The 15,038-nt window shown below is 70.3% G+C and carries 12 protein-coding genes; 7 read left to right on the top strand and 5 right to left on the bottom strand.

Features of this window, described 5'->3' with window-relative positions; genetic code table 11:
• The first annotated feature begins 115 nt into the window (after positions 1–115).
• From hemC to R1Z03_RS14050, 4 genes are read left to right on the top strand one after another with little or no spacing between them, the layout of a single operon-like run.
• Positions 116–1,054 carry a hydroxymethylbilane synthase gene (hemC, locus tag R1Z03_RS14065; protein WP_317360372.1) on the top strand — a complete coding sequence of 313 codons (939 nt, stop codon included), beginning with the start codon at positions 116–118 and terminating at the stop codon, positions 1,052–1,054.
• A 31-nt stretch (positions 1,055–1,085) separates the two neighbouring features.
• The gene (locus R1Z03_RS14060) at positions 1,086–1,931 is read left to right on the top strand and encodes a uroporphyrinogen-III synthase (protein ID WP_317351903.1); all 846 of its coding nucleotides are present in this window, start codon (positions 1,086–1,088) and stop codon (positions 1,929–1,931) included.
• Entirely contained in the window at positions 1,928–3,034 is a 1,107-nt protein-coding gene (locus R1Z03_RS14055) for a uroporphyrinogen-III C-methyltransferase (RefSeq protein ID WP_317351900.1), read from the top strand. Before R1Z03_RS14060 ends, R1Z03_RS14055 begins: the two co-directional genes overlap by 4 nt.
• Positions 3,035–3,056: 22 nt before the next feature.
• Complete coding sequence (locus R1Z03_RS14050; protein ID WP_317351897.1) at positions 3,057–4,334, top strand: heme biosynthesis HemY N-terminal domain-containing protein; 1,278 nt, start codon at positions 3,057–3,059, stop codon at positions 4,332–4,334.
• An 81-nt stretch (positions 4,335–4,415) separates the two neighbouring features.
• On the opposite strand, the gene R1Z03_RS14045 is transcribed toward R1Z03_RS14050, so the two are convergent.
• Entirely contained in the window at positions 4,416–6,170 is a 1,755-nt protein-coding gene (locus tag R1Z03_RS14045; RefSeq protein WP_317351894.1) for an ATP-binding cassette domain-containing protein, read from the bottom strand.
• A gap of 223 nt (positions 6,171–6,393) precedes the next feature.
• Between R1Z03_RS14045 and R1Z03_RS14040 the strand changes: the two genes are divergently transcribed.
• Entirely contained in the window at positions 6,394–7,020 is a 627-nt protein-coding gene (locus R1Z03_RS14040) for a VOC family protein (protein ID WP_317351891.1), read from the top strand.
• A 57-nt stretch (positions 7,021–7,077) separates the two neighbouring features.
• On the opposite strand, the gene R1Z03_RS14035 is transcribed toward R1Z03_RS14040, so the two are convergent.
• Positions 7,078–8,928, bottom strand: a complete 1,851-nt coding sequence (locus R1Z03_RS14035; protein WP_317351889.1) for a M48 family metallopeptidase — start codon at positions 8,926–8,928, stop codon at positions 7,078–7,080.
• A 295-nt stretch (positions 8,929–9,223) separates the two neighbouring features.
• Here R1Z03_RS14035 and R1Z03_RS14030 point away from each other — a divergent pair, with 295 nt between their 5' ends.
• Together R1Z03_RS14030 and galU are read left to right on the top strand one after the other, a co-directional pair.
• Entirely contained in the window at positions 9,224–12,118 is a 2,895-nt protein-coding gene (locus R1Z03_RS14030) for a valine--tRNA ligase (RefSeq protein ID WP_317351887.1), read from the top strand.
• A gap of 68 nt (positions 12,119–12,186) precedes the next feature.
• On the top strand, positions 12,187–13,077 hold the full coding sequence (gene galU / locus R1Z03_RS14025; RefSeq protein WP_284425092.1) for a UTP--glucose-1-phosphate uridylyltransferase GalU: 891 nt from the start codon (positions 12,187–12,189) through the stop codon (positions 13,075–13,077).
• Between the two features lie 129 nt (positions 13,078–13,206).
• Here the strand turns inward: galU and R1Z03_RS14020 are convergent, their stop codons facing one another.
• The 3 genes from R1Z03_RS14020 to cysM all read right to left on the bottom strand — a co-directional run bounded on the left by R1Z03_RS14020 (position 13,207) and on the right by cysM (position 15,024).
• Complete coding sequence (locus R1Z03_RS14020) at positions 13,207–13,434, bottom strand: sulfurtransferase TusA family protein (RefSeq protein ID WP_272548545.1); 228 nt, start codon at positions 13,432–13,434, stop codon at positions 13,207–13,209.
• Between the two features lie 30 nt (positions 13,435–13,464).
• Positions 13,465–14,010 (bottom strand): NUDIX hydrolase, encoded by a 546-nt coding sequence (locus tag R1Z03_RS14015; RefSeq protein ID WP_284405904.1) that lies wholly within the window; start codon positions 14,008–14,010, stop codon positions 13,465–13,467.
• 108 nt (positions 14,011–14,118) lie between these two features.
• Positions 14,119–15,024, bottom strand: coding sequence for a cysteine synthase CysM (gene cysM, locus R1Z03_RS14010; protein ID WP_284428975.1), 906 nt, complete (start codon positions 15,022–15,024; stop codon positions 14,119–14,121).
• Positions 15,025–15,038 lie beyond the last annotated feature (14 nt).

Here is a 15,038-nt window from a genome sequence, read left to right as displayed (position 1 = left end):
AGAGGGCGGCGGCTGCTGCGGGCCCATGCTAGCATCCCCGCTGCCCGCGCCGCCCGGCGCACCCGCCCCGCGCACCCCCGGCCTTGCGCCCGTGCCCGGCGGCCCTCCTACCGCGATGAACCCCTTCGAAACCCCCACCCATTTCCCCTTCGTGATCGCCACCCGCGAAAGCCGCCTGGCCCTGTGGCAGGCCGAGCACGTGCGCGCCCTGCTGCAGGCACGCGGCCACACCGTGACGCTGCTCGGCATGACCACCAAGGGCGACCAGATCCTGGACCGCACGCTCAGCAAGGTGGGCGGCAAGGGCCTGTTCGTGAAGGAGCTGGAAGTGGCGCTGGAGGAAGGCCGCGCGCACATCGCCGTGCACTCGCTGAAAGACGTGCCGATGGAGCTGCCCGACGGCTTTCACCTGGCCGCCGTGATGGAGCGCGAGGACCCGCGCGATGCCTTCGTCTCGAACCGCTTCGCGCGCCTGTCCGACCTGCCCCAGGGCGCGGTGGTGGGCACCTCCAGCCTGCGCCGCCAGGTGCTGCTGCAGGCCCTGCGGCCCGACCTGAAGATCGAGCCGCTGCGCGGCAACCTCGACACCCGCCTGCGCAAGCTCGACGAAGGGCTGTACGACGCCATCGTGCTCGCCGCTGCAGGCCTGAAGCGCCTGGGCCTGGACGACCGCATCCGCGCCACGTTCGAGCCCGCCGAGATGCTGCCCGCCGCCGGCCAGGGCGCGCTGGGCCTGGAGGTGCGCAGCCACCGGCAGGACGTGATCGCCGCGCTGGCACCCCTGGCCCACCTGCCCAGCTGGCTGGGCGTGACGGCCGAGCGAGCCGTGAGCCGCGCCATGGGCGGCAGCTGCTCCATGCCGCTGGCCGCGCACTCGCACTGGCGGGCCGACGGCACGCTGCAGCTCGACGCCGCCTGGGGCGACCCGCACGGCGTGCTGCCGCTGGTACGCGCCACCGTCTCCGGCACGGTGCAGACGCTGGCGCAGGCCGACGCGCTGGGCAGCGACGCCGCGGCGCAACTGTGCGCACAGGGCGCGCAGCCCGCGGGCTGAGCCCCACCCCCGCCAGCCCCTGGTGCCGCCCTTGAGCCTCGCCGTCCGCACGCCCCCCGCCCGCCGCGCCATCGTCACGCGGCCCGAGCGCGATGCCGCGCAATGGGTCGTGGCCCTGCACGCGCGCGGCATCGAGGCCACGGCCCTGCCCCTGATCGCCATCGCCGGCTGCCGCCACCCCGACGCGGTCGCCGCGCTGCGCCGGGCGCGCGAGGGCTTTGGCGACTACCGCGCGGTGATGTTCGTGAGCGCCAATGCCGTGCGCTATTTCTTCGAGTCCAATCGGCCTCCAGCGCATGATCCACTAGGGCATGACGCTATAAAAACAAGAGCGTGGTCCCCCGGCCCCGGCACCGCCCAGGCGCTGCGGGACAGCGGCATGCCCGCCGCGCGGATCGACCAGCCCGCGGCCACGGCCGGGCAGTTCGACTCCGAATCGCTGTGGGAGCGGGTGCAGCCGCAGGTGCAGCCCGGCGACCGCATCCTGATCGTGCGCGGCGCGCAGGGCGAGGCCGACGGCCCGTCGGACGCCGCCCAGGGCGGCACCGGGCGCGAATGGCTGGCGCAGCAGATCGCCGCGGCCGGTGGGCAGGTGGAGTTCGTCGCCGCCTACGAGCGCGCCGCGCCGCAGCTCACGCCCGCGCAGCAGGCCCTGGCCACGCAGGCCGCCACGGACGGCTCGCTCTGGCTGTTCAGCAGCTCCGAGGCCATCGCCCATCTCGCCGCCGCGCTGCCCGGCCAGGACTGGCGCGAGGCCCGCGCGCTGGTCACCCACCCCCGCATCGCGCAGGCCGCCGACGCCCTGGGCTTCGGGGCCGTGCGCCAGTGCCGGCCCGCCCTGGACGACGTGGTCGCCTCGATAGAATCGCACCCATGAGTTTTGAGCCCGCTTCCGCCCCCGCCGCCCCACCGCTGGCCGCCCCGCCCTCCGGTGCGGCCGTGCCCGCAGCGCCCGCGAAAGGCGCCAGCGGCAACCGCTACGCGCTCTGGGCCCTGGGGTTCGTGGCCGCGGCCGGCCTGCTGGGCAGCGTGCTGCTGTGGCAGCGCCTGAACACCATCCAGGAGCAGCTGGCGCGGCAGACCGCCGACTCCGGCACCCAGGCCATCGAAGCCCGCACCCTCGCCCACCAGGCACTGGACGTCTCGCGCGAAACCGCGGCGCGGCTCACCGTGAACGAAACCCGCGTGAGCGAAGTGGCCCTGCAGCGCGCCCAGCTCGAGGAGCTGATGCAGAGCCTGTCGCGCTCGCGCGACGAGAACCTGGTGGTGGACATCGAATCCGGCATCCGCCTGGCCCAACAGCAGGCCCAGCTGACCGGCAGTCTGGAGCCGCTGGTGGCCGCCCTCAAGAGCGCCAACCAGCGCATCGAACGTGCAGCCCAGCCTCGCCTCGCGCCCCTGTCGCGTGCCATCGGCCGCGACCTGGAGCGCATCGGCGCCGCCCAGGTGACCGACACCGCCGGCCTGCTCGCGCGGCTCGACGATCTGGTGCGGCAAGTGGACGAGCTGCCCCTGCAGAACGCCGTCGCCCAGGCCGCGGCCACGCGCCGCATGAATGCCCAGGTGTCCGCGGGCGACGCCGCCGCGCCGGCTGCGGCCCCCAGCCCCTGGTGGCAGTCCGCGCTGCAGCGCGCGTGGGAGGTCGTGCGCGACGAGGCCCGCGGCCTGCTGCGCGTGAGCCGCATCGACCGGCCCGAGGCCATCTTGGTGTCGCCCGACCAGGCATTCTTCCTGCGCGAGAACCTGAAGCTCAAGCTCATGAACGCCCGCCTGGGCGTGCTGGCCCGCCAGCTCGACTCGGCCCGCGCCGACCTGGCCGCCGCCAGCGCCGCGCTCAACCGCTACTTCGACCCCGCGTCGCGCCGCACGCAGATGGCCGCCACGGTGCTGCAGCAGGCCCAGTCGCACATCCGCACGGCCGAGCTGCCGCCGCTGGACGAAACCCTGTCCGCCCTGGCCACGGCCGCGGCGGGCCGCTGAGCCGCCGGAGGACCGCCCACCCATGCGCGCCGCACTCTGGTTTCTGGCACTTTTTGGCGTGGCCGTCGCGGCCGCGCTGTTCGCGGGCAACAACCAGGGCACGGTGACCCTGTTCTGGCCGCCCTACCGCGTCGATCTGTCGCTCAACCTCGTCCTGCTGCTGCTGGTCGGTGGCTTCGCCACGCTGTATGCGGCGCTGCGCGCCCTGGCCGCGCTGCTGGAGCTGCCTCGCCAGGCGCGGCGCTGGCGCGCCCAGCAAAAGGAGCGCTCCATGCACGCGGCGCTGCTCGATGCGCTGTCGCAGCTGCTGGCCGGGCGCTTCATCCGCTCGCGCAAGGCCGCGACCGCCGCCCTCGCGCAAGAGAGCGCGCTGGAGGCCTCGGGCGAGACCGTGCCCCATGGCCGCCAATTGCGCACGCTGGCCCATCTGGTGGCCGCCGAAAGCTCGCACGCCCTGCAGGACCGCGCCACGCGCGAGGCGCATTTGCAAAATGCGCTCAACAACATTCCCGACCGCGCGCCGGTCACCGAGCTGGAGCTGCGCGAAGGCGCGCACCTGCGCGCGGCCCGCTGGTCGCTGGACGAGCGCGATGCCAACGCCGCGCTCGAACGCCTGGCCGCCCTGCCCCAGGGCGCGGCCCGGCGCACGCTGGCGCTGCGCGCGCGCCTGAAGGCCACGCGCCTGGCCCATCAAACGCAGGAAGCCCTGGAGACCGCGCGGCTGCTGGGCAAGCACCGGGCGTTTTCGCCCGCCGCGGCGCAGAGCATCGTGCGCGGCCTGGCCATGGAACTGCTGAACGGCGCGCACGACCCGGCCCAGCTGCAGCAGGTGTGGATGTCGCTGGAGCCCGCCGAGCGCGCCATGCCCGAACTGGCCATCCATGCGGCGCAGCGCCTGAGCACCCTGGGCGGCGACGCTGGCCAGGTGCGCCAGTGGCTGCTGCCCGTATGGGAACGCATGGTGGAACTGCCGCACGCCATTCCCGACCACCAGGCGCTCAAGCTGGTGCGCGCCCTGGAAAACAACCTGGACGCGCTCGACGCCGCCTGGCTCGCCCGCATCGAATCGGCCCAGCAGGCCAACCCCCGCGATGCGCGCCTGCAATACCTGGCCGCCATGGCCTGCCTGCGGCGCCAGCTGTGGGGCAAGGCGCAGCAACTGTTCACCCAGTCCACGGGGCAATTGGGCGATGCCAGCCTGCGCTGCAGCGCGTGGCGCCACCTGGCCGAACTGGCCGAGCAGCGCGGCGACGCCACGGCGGCGGCCGCGGCCTGGAAGAACGCGGTCCTGGCGTCCTGACACAAGGCCAGCCGGGGCCTGCGCCCACCGCCCTCTCTGCGGCCGCTGAAGGCCGCGCTCCGCTCTTGGCCGTGGGCCGCGTTACGCCAGCGCGACCGCCGGCGCCGCATCCAGATTCCAGCCGCCCTCCTCCCACGCCCACACCACCTGCGGTGCAATCGCCTGCAGAAAGTGCCGGTCGTGCGACACCACCAGCAGCGCGCCGGTGAACGACGCCAGCGCGGACTGCAGCGCCGCCACGGCCCGCGCATCGAGGTGGTTCGTGGGCTCGTCCAGCAGCAGCATCTGCGCCGGAGCGCCGCTCCACAGCGCGCAGGCCAGCGCGGCCTTGATGCGCTCCCCGCCGCTCAAGGTGCCCGCCGGCCGCTGCACGCAGGCGGCGTCCAGCCCCAGCTGCGCGAGCCGGGTGCGCAAGGCGGCGGGCGGCAAAGGCGAGCCGGTCTGCGCCAGCCGCTCCAGCACGCTCAGCCCCGGTGGCAGCAGCGCCGCGCTGTGCTGGTCGAGCCAGGCGGTACGCACCATGCACTGCACCCGGCCCGAGGCGGGCGCGAGGTGCCCCGCCACCATGCGCAGCAGCGTGGTCTTGCCGCAGCCGTTCGGGCCGGTGATGGCGATGCGCACCGGCCCGCTCCACACCCCGTCGAGCGCTGGGGGCGGGCCGCTGCGCCGTGGCGACCACGGCAGGGGTGGCACGGCGCGCTCCAGCTGCAGCACCGGCTTGGCCAGCGGAATGGCGCTGTCCGGCAACGGCAGTGCCAGGGCCGCAGCGGGCGCCACCCGGCCGGCGGCCTCGCGCACGGCGGCATCCAGCCGCTCGCCCGCCTCTTCGCGGCGCACATGCTCCCGGCCCGCGAAGGCCTCTGCACGGTTTTTTTGAAGGCCCAGCAGCAGGGGCGACTGGTTCGCGTCTTGCCCTGCCGCGCGGCCCCGGGCGGCGCGCCGCATCTGCGCGTCGTGCTGCCGCCGCAAATCGCGTTGTGCGGCATCGCGTTCGGCGCGCGCATGGTGCAGCGCCGCCTGGGCCGCCTGGGCCTCGGCATCGCGCTGCGCCGCATAGACATCCCACGCACCGCCGTAGTGGCGCAGGCCTTGGGGGGTGAGCTCGGCGATGCGGTCCACCGCCTCCAGCAGCGCGCGGTCGTGCGTGGCCACCAGCACCGCGCCCCGCCAGTCCGCCAGGGCCGACAGCAGCCAGCGCCGGGCGGGCGCATCGAGGTGGTTGGTGGGCTCGTCCAGCAGCAGCACGTCGGCACCCGAAAGAAAAGCGCCCGCCAGCGCCACGCGGGCCCGCTCGCCACCGCTCAGGCAGGCCGCTTCGCGATCCGGGGACAGGTGGTCCAGCCCCACGCCGTCGAGCGCGCGCCGCCAGCGGGCCGCGCAGTCCCACTGCCCGTCCGCGAGCAGCAGGTCGGCTTCATCGCCCTGCCCGGCCTCCAGCCGGGCCAGCGCCCCCAGCACGGTGTCGATGCCCGCCAGCGCCGCCACGGTGGCGCCCGCGCGGTGCTGGTCCACCGCATGCAGGCGGCCCGGCCGCTCCACCGTGCCCGAGGCCGGCGCCAGCGTGCCAGCCGCCAGGGCGAGCAGCACGCTTTTGCCCACGCCGTTGTCGCCCACCAGGCCGGTGATGCCGGGGGCGAGGTGGAGTGTGGGCGGCTCGGCCCAGAGCGCCTCGCCGTCGGGTCCCCGCCATTGCACCCGGGCCAGGCGCAGCAGCGCGCCCTCCCGCGCCGGCGCGCAAGCCGCCAGGGTAGAAGACGTGGAAGAAGAGGAAAGGGAAACGGATGCGGTGCGCGCTGCACCGCGGTGCGGACGGGCGTCCGCGTTGAATGTCGCCATGGTCAAGCTCCAAGCCATCGAATCGGCCGCCTCCCCGGATTGTTGGGGGGAAAGCGGAACGGACGGAGGGGGCTTACAGGCGCATGGGTGAAGAACCTCGGTGGCGGCGATCGGAGCGATCGAAGGGCCGGACTATACGGCCGCAGGACCGGCAACGCAAATTCACTTAGGTGAAATGTATTACGGATAGTACAATTTTCAGATCCATCCGACGGAGACCGCCATGAACGCCGTGCCAAGACCGAAACCCGACCTGTCCACCCTGCCCCCGCCCGCCGCCGTGCAGCAGCTGCACCACTACGCCTACAAGGCGCGCGACGCCGAGGAAACGCGGCAGTTCTACGAAGACATCCTGGGCCTGCCGCTCTACCACATCATCCAGAGCGACTACGTGCCCAGCACGGGCGAGTACTGCCCCTACACGCACTTCTTCTTCCGGCTGAAGGACGGCTCGTTCATCGCCTTCTTCGACCTGGGCGACGACGTGAAGGCCGAGCCCTCGCCCAACACCCCACTGTGGGTCAACCACATCGCGTTCCGCGTGGACACGGTGCAGGAGCTGGAGAACACCAAGGCCCGCCTGGAAGCGCATGGCGTCGAAGTGCTCGGCGTGACCGATCACCACATCTTCAAGAGCATCTACTTCTTCGATCCCAACGGCATTCGCCTGGAGCTGTCGGCGCAATTGGCCGATGCGCAGCAGATGGAAAAGGACAGCACAGTGGCCCACCAGCGCCTGAACGAGTGGACCGCGCGCAAGGAGCAGTGGCGCAAGGAGCGCGCCGAGGGCAAGAGCGCCGCGCCGCTCAAGCCTGCGCAGAACGACCGGCCGGAATACGCCAAGGGCTGACCGGCCCGCATCGCGGCGCCTCGGCCTGGGCATCAGCCTGGGGCCGGGGCTGGCCGCTCAATCGTCCAGCGTTTCGCGCCCGCGCATGACCTGGTGGCGCTCCCAGTAGTGCTCCAGCGTCGCCTTGAAGCGCTGCTTGTCCTTCTTGAGGCCCGGCAGCTTGAGTTTCGTGCTCTTGGCGCGCAGCAGGCTTTTTTCCGGGTGCGTGATAGTGAGCGAATCGCCCAGGATGCTGTCCTTGAAGGCCATGGCCTTCACCGCGTCCCAGGGCACCGTGGTGCCATCCGCCGACGTGGCGATGCCTTCGTGGCTCACCTGCACCGTGTGGCCGCCCTTCAGCGCGAACTGGCGCGCCGGAAAGTACTTGAGCACCACCGCCAGTTCCTCGGCGGTGGCCGGCTCGTAGCGGTAGGCGAGGCTGCGCTCGTGGCCCTGCGCGAAGGCCTGCTCGTAGTCGCTCCACAGGCGTTGCTCGATGGCGTCTGCCGTGAGGATGTCCTGCGCCCAGGTGCGCTCGGGCGGCCGCACCACGATGGCGCCGTAGTCCGATTCGGGCAGCACCCAGCCCACGTTGCGGATACGTTCGGGCATGAGCGGGTGGGTGTCGAACGGATGAGGCACGTTGGCCGTCTGCATCGCGGTGCGGAACTCCGCCGACTGCGCATAGGGCGGCAGCCCGCTCGAGATGAAGTGCGCGATACCCAGATCGCCCGCCAGCTGCTCTTCCTTGTCGAACAGGTCGCTCTCGATCTTGTGGCGGTACCTGGCATAGGCCGCGATCTTGACCAGCGACTGCCCGATGGCCTGGGGCGACACCAGCTGCGCGGCGATGCGGTCGGCCTGGAACTCGCGCGCCCGGCTGTCGCGGGCCAGGGCCCACTCGAAGATCAGGCGGTACAGGCCCAGCAGCGGGGACACCACCGCCGTCAGGCCGGACGTGCGCATGGCATGGTGGTACTGGTCGTACTGCACCAGTTTCGGCCCCAGGCGCGCGCTGCTTTCGGTGTCGCCGCCGCCCAGGTGGGCCAGCTCGTGGGCGAACACCGCGTCGGCCTCGGATTGGTCGAGCAGGCGCAGCAGCGGAATGCTGACGAACAGCGTGCGCCCGGTCAGCGCCTGCCCCGCCACGTGGATGGGCGCTTCGGTCACGAAGAAATTGGCGTCGATGCCGGCCACGATGTGCTGCGGCGGCGCGGTCTGCAGCCGCGCGGCCATGTGGCGGATGCGCTGCCACAGCAGCGGCGCGTCGGCCTCCTGCACCAGCTCGCCCTCGACCTCGCTGTGGCGGTTCACCCGCTTGAAGATGCCCACCACCGCCAGCACCACGGCCACCGCCACGCCGATCGCCACCGCCATGATGAGCTTGGGCGAATAGCGGTGCCAGAAATACGCCGTCACCCAGAACGACAGCCAGGCCACCATCGCGCCCTGCACCACCACCTCCAGCGCGCTCGCGGCGGTCATCAGGCGCCAGCCGGCCACGAAGCTCGCGTGCTGCAGCCGGCGGTTGACGAAGGCCAGCGCCCCGAGCGCCAGCGCGGCCACCAGCACCAGCGCGCCAGCCACCAACGTCCACAGTGCCACGGTGCGCGCCACGAAGAACTGCCAGTTGTTGGAATACGGCGGGCACATGGCCTCGCGGTATTCCTGGGCATCGGGCGTGCGGTCGGTGCAGATCGTGGAGGGTGGATGCGCCCGGTAGTAGTCCTTCTGTTCCTGCCGGTCCGCTGGGGACAGGTCCGTGGCGGCGTCGATGCGCGATTCGATGGCGGCGAGGAACCTGGCGTCCAGGTCGCGCTGCACATGGTTTGCGAAGAACAGGGTGACCAGCGGCACCGCGAACAGCGACAGCACCGACCAGAGAAAGGCTTTGCCGAGACCGGCGCGCAGCGAGGGGTGAAGGGCCATGGGTGCGGATTTGTTGGAATGGGAATGGGACCTTGGCGGCACGGCACGGAGCCGGCCACCCCCTGGCGGGTGCGCCCGATGGCTCCGAGGCCGACGATTATCGGCAGCCATCTTGCTCACATCCCCTTGCAGCCTTCGGCAAAAGGTAACAAAGCGATAGCAGATCCGGCCCGCCCGCCGGGCCCAGCGCCCGCGGAGCGCTGGTGCCGCTGCCTTAAAATACCCGGTCCCCTTCCTGACCCGAAGCCCAGGCAGCCGCCTGCCCGTTGGCCTCTTCTTGCACCCACCAGACCCCATGAGCTCGCCCCTGAACCAACCCGGCCTTGAAAGCCTGTCCAAATCCTTCGAGCCCGCTGCCATCGAGGCCCACTGGGGCCCCGAGTGGGAACGCCGGGGCTATGGCGATGCGGGCTACCGTGGCTCGCGCCAGGCCCAGGCGGGCGAGCCCGCCTTCTCCATCCAGCTGCCGCCGCCCAACGTGACGGGCACGCTGCACATGGGCCATGCGTTCAACCAGACCATCATGGACAGCCTCACGCGCTACCACCGCATGAAGGGCTTCAACACGGCGTGGATTCCGGGCACCGACCACGCGGGCATCGCCACGCAGATCGTGGTAGAGCGCCAGTTGCAGGAGCAGGGCATCAGCCGCCACGACATGGGTGCCACGCCGCCCGAGGCGCGCAAGAACTTCGTCGCCAAGGTCTGGGAGTGGAAGGAACACAGCGGCAACACCATCACCACGCAGATGCGCCGCATGGGCGACAGCGTGGACTGGAGCCGCGAATACTTCACCATGGACGACAAGCTCTCCAAGGTGGTCACCGACACCTTCGTTCGCCTGTACCAGCAGGGCCTGATCTACCGCGGCAAGCGCCTGGTGAACTGGGACCCGAAACTGCAGTCCGCCGTGTCCGACCTCGAAGTGGAGAACGAAGAGAAGGACGGCTCGCTCTGGCACATCGCCTACCCGCTGACCGACGGCAGCGGCAGCCTCACGGTGGCCACCACCCGCCCCGAGACCATGCTGGGCGACGTGGCGCTGATGGTGCACCCCGAGGACGAGCGCTACACCGCGCTCATCGGCAAGACGGTGACGCTGCCGCTGGTGGGCCGCGAGATCCCCATCATCGCCGATGCCTACGTGGACAAGGAATTCGGCACCGGCGTGGTCAAGGTCACGCCCGCGCACGACCCCAACGACTACCAGGTCGGCCAGCGCCACAACCTGCCGATGATCATCGTGCTGACCCTGCAGGCCACCATCAACGAGAACGCGCCGGCCAGGTACCAGGGCCTGGACCGCTTCGTGGCCCGCAAGGCCATCGTGGCCGATCTGGAGGCCGCGGGCGCCCTGGTCGAGACCAAGAAGCACAAGTTGATGGTGCCCATCTGCACCCGCACGGGCCAGGTGGTCGAACCCATGCTGACCGACCAATGGTTCGTCGCCATGGGCAAAGTGAGCGAAAAAGACCCGACCGGCAAGAGCATCGCGCAGAAAGCCATCGACGCCGTGGCCTCGGGCGAGGTGCAGTTCGTGCCCGAGAACTGGGTCAACACCTACAACCAGTGGATGAACAACATCCAGGACTGGTGCATCAGCCGCCAGCTGTGGTGGGGCCACCAGATCCCGGCGTGGTACGACGAAGCGGGCAACGTGTACGTGGCGCGCGACGAGGCCGAGGCGCAGGCGCAGGCCGGTGCGGGCAAGGTGCTCACGCGCGACGAGGACGTGCTGGACACGTGGTATTCCGCCGCGCTCGTCCCCTTCTCCTCGCTCGGATGGCCCGAAGCCCTTGACGATCAGAACGCCACCAAGGACTACGACCTCTACCTGCCCTCCTCCGTGCTGGTGACGGGCTACGACATCATCTTCTTCTGGGTCGCCCGGATGATCATGATGACCACGCACTTCACCGGCCGCGTGCCGTTCAAGCACGTGTACATCCACGGCCTGGTGCGCGATGCGCAGGGCAAGAAGATGAGCAAGTCCGAGGGCAACGTGCTCGACCCGGTGGACCTGATCGACGGCATCGCGCTCGACCCCCTGCTGGAAAAGCGCTCCACCGGCCTGCGCCGCCCCGAGACCGCGCCCCAGGTGCGCAAGAACACGCAAAAGGAGTTCCCCGAGGGCATTCCCGCCTACGGCGCCGATGCGCTGCGCTTCACCTTCGCGGCGCTCGCCAGCCTCGGCCGCAGCATCAACTTCGACAGCAAGCGCTGCGAGGGCTACCGCAACTTCTGCAACAAGCTCTGGAACGCCAGCCGCTTCGTGCTGATGAACTGCGAAGGCCAGGACTGCGGCCTGCAGGAGCACACCCCGGCCGATTGCGAAGGCGGCGGCTATCTGGCCTTCAGCCAGCCCGACCGCTGGATCGTCTCGCTGCTGCAGCAGGTCGAGGCCGAGGTGGCCAAGGGCTTTGCCGAGTTCCGCCTGGACAACGTGGCCAACACGATCTACGACTTCGTCTGGAACGAGTTCTGCGACTGGTACCTGGAAATCGCCAAGGTGCAGATCCAGACCGGCACGCCGGCCGAGCAGCGCGCCACGCGCCGCACGCTCATCCGCACCCTGGAAACCATCCTGCGCCTGGCGCACCCGCTGATCCCGTTCATCACCGAAGCCCTGTGGCAGAAGGTCGCGCCCGTGGCCGGCCGCGCGGGTGAATCGGTCAGCATCGCCGCCTACCCCCAAGCGCAGCTGGAGAAGGTCGACGAAGCCGCCATCGCCCACGTGGCGCGCCTGAAGGCCTTCGTGGACGCCTGCCGCACGCTGCGCGGCGAGATGAACGTCTCGCCCGCCACGCGACTGCCGCTCTACGCCGTGGGCGATGCGGCCTTCATGCGCTCGGCCGCGCCCGCGCTGCAGGCCCTGGCCAAGCTCAGCGAGGTGCAGGTGTTCGAAGACGATGCCGCCTGGGCCGCTGCCGCGCAGGCCGCGCCCGTGGCCGTGGTGGGCGACGTCCGCCTGTGCCTGCACATGGAGATCGACGTGGCGGCCGAAAAGGCCCGCCTGTCCAAGGAGATCGCCCGCATCGACGGCGAGATCACCAAGGCGCAGGCCAAGCTGTCCAACGAGGCCTTCGTGGCCAAGGCACCGCCCGCCGTGATCGACCAGGAGAAAAAGCGCGTGGCCGATTTCGGCGCCACGCTGACCCGCCTGCGCGACCAGCTGGCCCGGCTGGCTTGATAGCGCGGGCTTCGCCCCCACGTTCACCCTTTACGACACCGACTGACCGACCCCAAGAAGGACCATCGATGACCGACAACACTTCCGCGATCCGCAAAGCCGTGTTCCCCGTGGCAGGCCTGGGCACCCGCTTCCTGCCCGCCACCAAGGCATCCCCCAAGGAAATGCTCCCCGTGGTGGACAAGCCCCTGATCCAGTACGCGGTCGAGGAAGCCTATTCCGCCGGCATCCGCCACATGATCTTCGTGACCGGCCGCAGCAAGCGCGCCATCGAAGACCATTACGACACCGCCTACGAGCTGGAAAACGAACTCGAAGCCGCCGGCAAGAACGACCTGCTGCAGCTGGTGCGCTCGGTCGCCCCCAGCGACATGGACTGCGCCTTCGTGCGCCAGCCCCGCTCGCTGGGCCTGGGCCACGCCGTGCTGTGCGCCGAGCCGCTGGTCGGCCGCGAGCCCTTCGCCGTGCTGCTGGCCGATGACCTGATGGTCGGCCTGCCCGGCGGCCAGCCCGTGCTGGCGCAGATGGCCACCGCGTTCCGCAAGCAGGGCCGCTCGCTGCTGGCCGTGCAGGAAGTGCCCGCCGACCAGGTGCGCCGCTACGGCATCGTGGCCGGCGAGCCCGCCGGCGGCCCGCTGATCCGCATCGACCGCATCGTGGAAAAGCCCGCACCGGAAGACGCCCCCTCGCGCATGGGCGTGGCCGGCCGCTACATCCTCACGCCCGGCGTGTTCGACGAGATCCGCAACCAGCCCCAGGGCGTGGGCGGCGAGATCCAGCTGACCGATGCCATTGCCCGCCTCATGGCGCGCGAGGCCGTGTACGCCTTCCGCTACGAAGGCAAGCGCTACGACTGCGGCAGCAAGGAAGGCTTTCTGGAAGCGACGGTGGAACTGGCGCTGCAGCACCCTCAGGTGGGTGCCGCCTTCCGCGAATACCTCAAGACCGTGGAGATCTGAAACAGGCGCAGGGCCCGGTGCGGCCCTGCACTGAGGGCACTGCGAACACAAATTGGCCCGGTCACCGCTGCGTCGCCGCGGTGCCGGGCCGGATCAGCTCCTGAGACGGAAAGGCCGCCCTGCTGGCGCTCAGCGGCGGCGCAGCAGGTGGATGAATTCGTCGCCCACCGTCTGCTGCTCGACCAGCTCGTTGCCCGTCTGCTTGGCGAACGCCTGGAAGTCGCGCAGCGAACCGTTGTCGGTGGAGACCACCTTGAGCAACTGGCCGCTCACCATGTCGGCCAGGGCCTTCTTGGCCTTGAGAATGGGCAGCGGGCAATTGAGACCGCGGGTGTCGATTTCCTTGTGGATGTCCATCACATGCTTCCTGGGCGAATGAGCCCCATTCTAAGCAGCGGAAGGGGCTGCGCCGCTGTGGAACAGATCCACGAATTCGGGTTCGATGCCTTGGGTTCGCAGCCAATCCGCCAGGGCGTAGCCGGTGCCGGCCGGCCAGCACTTCACGGCCTCGGGCGCCAGCAGGCGATAGTCAACCAGTTCGGGCGACAGCCGCACCTCGCCGTGCGCCACCGCGTGGTAGGCGATGATGACCTGGTTCATGCGCTGGAAGTCGTACACGCCGATGAGCGCCAGCGCGCTCACATCGAGGTTGGTCTCTTCCTTGATCTCGCGCGTGATGCCCTCCTGGGGCGTCTCGCCCGCCTCCATGAAGCCCGTGATCAGCGCGTACTGCTTGCCCGCCCAGGCCGCATTGCGCGCCAGCAGCACCTGCCCGTCGCGCACCACCACCGCCGCCAGCACGGGCGTGGGGTTGTTCCAGTGCGTCCAGCCGCAGGCCGGACAGCGCAGGCGCTCCACATCGCCGCCATCCTCGGCCACCGTGATGCGCGCCAGGGGCGTGGCGCAGTGGGTGCAGAAACGGGTTTCGTACATAGGCGCTACATTTTCAATAGCAGATAAGGCAATGGATACCCCGGCATGCGGCCTTTTTGCGCCTGAAAGCCGGTGCGGCGCCCCATCCAGGGCATCCCAGCGGCCGGCTCACGCCGGGAACACGCCCGTGGACAGGTAGCGGTCGCCCCGGTCGCAGACCACGAAGACGATGGTCGCATTCGATTCGCGCCGCGCGATCTCCTGTGCGGCCCAGCAGGCGCCCGCCGCCGAGATGCCGGCAAAGATGCCCTCTTCGCGCGCCATGCGCCGGCACATGTCCTCGGCGTCGTCCTGGCCCACGTTGATCGTCTCGTCCACCGCGCTCGGGTCGTAGATCTTGGGCAGGTATTCCTGCGGCCATTTGCGGATGCCGGGGATGCGCGAGCCATCCTTGGGCTGCGCGCCGATGATCTGGATGGCGGGATTCTTTTCCTTCAGGAAACGCGACACGCCCGTGATGGTGCCCGTGGTGCCCATGGCGCTCACGAAGTGGGTGATGCGCCCTTCGGTCTGTTCCCACAGCTCCGGGCCGGTGGTCTCGTAATGGATGCGCGGGTTGTCGGGGTTGGCGAACTGGTCGAGCACCACGCCCTTGCCCTGCTTGACCATGGTCTCGGCCAGATCGCGGGCGTATTCCATGCCGCCGCTCTTGGGGGTGAGGATCAGTTCCGCACCGAACGCCTTCATGGTCTGCGCGCGCTCCACCGACAGATCCTCCGGCATCACCAGCACCATGCGGTAGCCCTTGATGGCCGCGGCCATGGCCAGCGCGATGCCGGTGTTGCCCGAGGTGGCCTCGATCAGCGTGTCGCCCGGCTGGATGTCTCCGCGCTCCTGCGCCCGGCGGATCATCGACAGCGCAGGCCGGTCCTTGACCGACCCGGCCGGATTGTTGCCCTCCAGCTTGCCCAGCACCACGGTGCCGCGCTCTGCGTTCTCTTGCGCGCCGATGCGCTGCAGCGCGACCAAGGGGGTGTGTCCAATCGCGTCTTCGATGGTGGGATAGGTCTTCATAGCGCGCTACTGTG

This window comes from Acidovorax sp. BLS4, from assembly GCF_032929295.1.
In the GTDB taxonomy this organism is placed as follows: Bacteria; Pseudomonadota; Gammaproteobacteria; order Burkholderiales; family Burkholderiaceae_C; genus Paracidovorax.
This window is presented reverse-complemented; position numbering and strand designations above follow the sequence as displayed.